Source organism: Stenotrophomonas sp. 05L44_2 (assembly GCF_056665995.1).
Map to the genome: position 1 here is coordinate 1 of NZ_JBFTNR010000266.1, position 5,022 is coordinate 5,022.

Sequence of the window (5,022 nt, forward strand, 5' to 3'; positions counted from 1 at the left end):
TCGTGCGCCATGTGCTGCATGAAATCAGTCCAGTCCAGGCCACGATCGTGACCACCGACCAGCAACGCGATGCGCTGGCCGGCAAAGCACTCCAGCGCCGCCAGGCTGGCATGCGGCGTGGTGCTGATCGAATCGTTGACGTAGGTCAGGTCATCGGCCTGGCCGATGCGTTGCAGGCGGTTCGGCAGCGGCCGGAAATCCTGCACCGCCGGCGCCAGCGCCACGGCATCCAGGCCCAGCGCCTCCAGCGCGGCCAGCACCGCGCACAGGTTGCCGCGGTTGTGGCGGCCCGGCAGTGGCGTATTGCGGGTATCGAATACCGCCTGCCCGCCGCGATGCACGATGTCACCGCGCATGTGCCAGCCCTGCGGCTGGTTGAACCAGACCACCTCGCTGCCGGGCAGCGACAGCGCCGCCAGATGCGGATCTGCGGCATTGAGCACGGCAACGCGCGGCGCGGCCCCGGTCACCAGCTGCAGCTTGTCTTCGATGTAGCGCTGTTCGCTGCCGTGCCAGTCCAGGTGTTCCGGGAACAGGTTCAGCACCACCGCCACCTGCGGGTGCGCACCACTGCGCGCGACCTCGCCGGTCTGGTAGCTGGACAGCTCCACCGCCCAGTACGCAGGCGCCGGTTGAGGGTCCAGCACTTCCAGCAGTGGCAGGCCGATGTTGCCGACCAGGCCGGTGCGATGCCCCGCCGCGCGCAGCAGGTGCGCGACCAGCGCGGTGGTGGTGCTTTTGCCTTTGGTGCCGGTCACGCAGATCGTGTCGCGCACGGTGCCATCGGCATCGGCATGTTCGGCAAACCACAACGCCGTGCCGCCGATGAAGCGGGTGCCCTGCTCCGCCGCCGCCAACGCGATCGGCAGGTACGGGCTGATCCCCGGCGRCTTGATCACCACCTCGAATGCCGCCAAGGCCTCGGCCGACGGTTCACCACGCACGTCCAGCACGCCCTGCGTCTCCGCACGCGCGGCCGCGACCTCGCTGGCCGGGCAGAACAGGCTCAGGCCAAGCGATGGCAGGCGCGCGCGCAGCACCGCATACGCAGCACGCCCCTCACGTCCCCAGCCCCACAGCGCTACGCGCTTGCCTTCAAGCTGCGAAATCTTCACGCACCCGTTCCCACAGCGCCGCCGGAATACGATGTTCGCCCTGCAGCTGCATCAGCGGTGCAAGCTCCAGCTCGGCCGCATCCAGCTGCGGCTGGATTTCATTGCAGAAGCGCTTCACCAGCACGTCTTCCTTCCACTCCGGGCGCTGCGCCAGGGTGGCCATCGCCGCACGCGATTCGCGGCCTTCGCCCACGCATTCGAACGGCTTGTGGTCCTGGAATTCCAGCAGCGCATCGAAGCCACCAGCCTGCTCGATGTCATCCAGCAGGTTGCGGCCGAAGATGCGCACCAGGCGGGTCTTCGGCATGAAGGGTGCCAGCGCCAGGAAAACGAAGTKGCACTTCGGGCAGACGCCGCACCAACGGTTCACCGGGCGCTCGCCAAGGATGTGGAAGTTGCGGTTGCAGCTGGAGAAATGCGCGTCGTAGAAATCGCTCTTGGCGAACTGGCGGGCCACCGCAAGCTCCGACATCGGCCGCAGCAACGAGTAGTACTGCAGGTCGGCGGCCACGTACTTGCGCACGTGGTTGCCAAAGGCCTGCTCGCAGGCCCAGCCCTTGGACCACTGGTGGTTCACTTCACCGGTGCCCGGAATCTGGCTGCCGTAGCTGGCCGAGCGCTCGTTGGAGAACACCACCTGGTCCACACCGTGCAGCAGCGCAGCCAGCACCATGATCGCCGAGTTCACCACGGTGACCGGGATGTGCCCGTTCCATGCGCCCTGGCGGTTGAGTTCGAACAGCTCCGGCGCCAGCGCGCGGCCCAGGTTCAACGTCGGCAGCCCGGTGCGCTCGGCACAGGCACGGATCAACTGCGAACCCCCGATCCAGGTCACCGTCTCGTCCACGCCGGCGCGGCGCAGCGCTTCGATGCTGACCAGCGAATCCTTGCCGCCGCCGATGGCGACCAGCGCGTGCGATTGCAGGCCCAGCACCGGTGCCTGCACCGTTTCGCCCTGCACCGGCAGGCGGAAGCGCCCACGCAGGTTCAGGCCGTTGCGGTAAGCGAATTCGCCCAGGCCGTTGAGGTAGATGGTCTCCACCAGCGCTGCGGTATCGGCATCGATGCTGTAGCTGTCGATGCTGACCGTATCGGGCACGCCGGCCTTGTAGTAGCTCACACCGGCAATCAGGTGCAGCAGCCGCAGCGCGCGCTGCACGGCATCGGCACGGGCCGGTTCCAGCACGAACGGAGCGCCGGGCACGGTAACGGTTTCCACCATTTCCGGGCCGTCATCGAAGGCGTAGACCAGCTTGGCCACGCCGGTGTCCGCGGCGAATTCGCAGCGGACGAAACGGAAGCGGGAAACCTGGTGTTTATCGAAAGCAGTCATGGTGAATCCAGTTCAAGCACGGTCAGGCACGTGCCCGCGCGCAGGCGCGGGACGTGTCGGTGGGCGGGTGCAGGGCGCGGAAGGCGGCGATCATTCGATCACGTCTTCGCGCGGCATCGCCCGCTGGTTGTAGGTGTTGGACATCACATAGCCGTAGGCACCGGCGTCGGCGATCAGCATCACATCATCCGGCGCGGTCGACACCGGCAGCTTGCGGCGCTTGCCGAACACATCGCTGGATTCGCAGATCGGGCCGACCACATCGAACGCCGCTTCGGCGTAACCGCCCTGGCGGCTGAGGTTCTCGATGTCGTGCCAGGCGTCGTACAGGGCCGGGCGCATCAGCGTGTTCATGCCGGCATCCAGGCCGACGCGGCGCACGCCATCCTTCTCCACCACCTGGGTGGCGTGGGTCAGCAGCACGCCCGATTCGGCCACCAGGAAGCGGCCCGGCTCGRTCGCCAGGCGGAACGCCGGATGCAGCGCCTTGACCTCGGCCAGGCCCTCGGCCCAGGCATCCAGGTCGAACGGCTCGTCTTCCTCGCTGTACGGGATCGGCAGGCCACCACCGATGTCGATGGTGTGCACGCTGCCGATGCGGCGCGCGAAGCCCGCCAGCTCATCGCACATCAGGCGCCAGTGCTGGGCGGTTTCCACGCCGCTGCCAAGGTGCGCATGCAGGCCGACCACGCGGGTGCCCAGCTCGGTGGCCGCGCGCACGAACTCGTCCACGCGCGCGATCGGCAGGCCGAACTTGGATTCCTTGCCACCGGTGCGGACCTTGGCGTGGTGGCCTTCGCCACGGCCCAGGTCCACGCGCAGCCACAGYTCGCGGTTGCGGAACAGGTCCGGCCAGCGTTGCAGGGCTTCSACGTTGTCRACAGTGACGGTCACGCCCAGCGCGAACGCCGCTTCGTACTCGCTGCGCGGGCAGAAGCTGGGAGTGAACAGCACGCGCTTGGGCGACAGTTCCGGAATGGCCTGGAACACATGCTTCAGCTCACCGTGCGACACGCACTCCAGGCCGAAACCTTCGGCCTCCAGCAACTGCAGGATGGCCGGATGGCTGTTGGCCTTGATCGCGTAGTATCGCTGGTCGATCGGCTTGATCGCCGCCAGCGCGCGGGCACGCGCCCGCACCGTCGGCAGGTGGTAGACGTAGCGCGGGGTGCCGGCATCGGCCAGCTGCAGCAGGTGCGCACGCTGGCCGCGCCACCACGGCGTACCACGCGGACGCACGGTGCCGGCGATTTCGCGCCAGCGCGGGCCGAACACTTCGGTCTCTTCCACCGGCATCGCGCCGCTGTCGATCAGTTCGGCGTGCAGGATCGGCAGCAGGCCATCGGCATCGGCTTCGTCGATGACGAAGGTCAGGTTCAGGTCGTTGGACGACTGCGAGATCATGTGCACGCGCTCACGACCGAAGGTCGCCCACACGTCCGACAGCTTGTGCAGCAGCGAGCGCATGCCCAGGCCGACCAGGGTGATCGCCGCGCACGGCACGATCACCTTGACCTTGCAGATCTGCGACAGGTCGGCCGACAGCGCGGCCAGCACATCGGTGTTGACCAGGTTCTCGGACGGATCCAGCGATACGGTGACGTTGGTCTCGGCCGAACCGATCAGGTCCACCGACAGGCCGTGCTTCTTGAACAAGCCGAATACATCGGCGAGGAAGCCGACCTGCTGCCACATGCCGATGCCTTCCATCGACACCAGCACGATACCGTTGCGACGGCTGATTGCCTTCACTCCGGGCACCGGCGCGGCATTGCCGTCGATGCTGGTGCCCGGCAGCTCCGGACGCTCGGTATCGAGGATCGCCATCGGCACGCCCGCATCGCGGCACGGCTTGATCGAGCGCGGGTGCAGCACCTTCGCACCGGTGGTGGCGATTTCCTGCGCTTCGTAATAGTCCAGGCGGGTCAACAGGCGCGCGTCCGGCACGTCCTTGGGATTGGCGCTGAACATGCCGGGCACATCGGTCCAGATCTCCACGCGGCTGGCGCCGAGCAGCGCACCGAAGTATGCCGCCGAGGTATCCGAGCCGCCRCGGCCGAGGATGGCAGTGCCACCGTCGGCGTGACGCGAGATGAACCCCTGGGTGATCAGCATGCGCGTGGGYTGCGCGCGGAAGCGCTGCGCCCATTCCGCATCGGCACGCCACTGGCAGTTCACCGACAGGCGCTGCGACCAGTCGCTCTGGTTCGGCTGCGGCGGCAGCGCGTCCAGCCACTGGCGCGCATCCATCCAGCCGAAATCCAGGCCGCTGGCACGCAGGTAGGCCGCGCCCAGGCTGGAAGACAGCAGTTCACCCTGGCCGAGCACTTCGGCCTGCCAGTCCAGAGGACGGCTTGGCGCACGCGGGTCGTCCAGCAGGCCCTGCAGCGCGGCCAGCCGCTCGGCCAGCACCTCCGCGCCCAGGCCCAGCTCGTCCAGGAAGGCCTGGTGGCGTTCGACCAGCGCCGCCACGCGATCGCGGCTGTCCGGCGCGCCATCGGCAATCGCGGTCAGTTCATTGGTGACCCCGGACAGCGCCGAAACCACCACCAGAACGCGCGAACCGGTCTCTTC

At 67.7% G+C, this 5,022-nt stretch carries 3 protein-coding genes; all 3 read right to left on the reverse strand.

Annotated features, from left to right (window positions below; translation table 11 throughout):
- Positions 1-1,115: UDP-N-acetylmuramoyl-L-alanine--D-glutamate ligase (murD, locus tag AC1VAN_RS10885; RefSeq protein ID WP_480985792.1), on the reverse strand; the 1,115-nt coding region annotated here is incomplete at its 3' end.
- Positions 1,096-2,448 carry a UDP-N-acetyl-alpha-D-muramoyl-L-alanyl-L-glutamate epimerase gene (gene murL / locus AC1VAN_RS10890; protein WP_480985793.1) on the reverse strand — a complete coding sequence of 451 codons (1,353 nt, stop codon included), beginning with the start codon at positions 2,446-2,448 and terminating at the stop codon, positions 1,096-1,098. The genes murL and murD, both read right to left, overlap by 20 nt.
- A 90-nt stretch (positions 2,449-2,538) precedes the next feature.
- On the reverse strand, positions 2,539-5,022 hold a 2,484-nt coding region (locus AC1VAN_RS10895), incomplete at its 5' end, for a bifunctional aspartate kinase/diaminopimelate decarboxylase (RefSeq protein WP_480985794.1).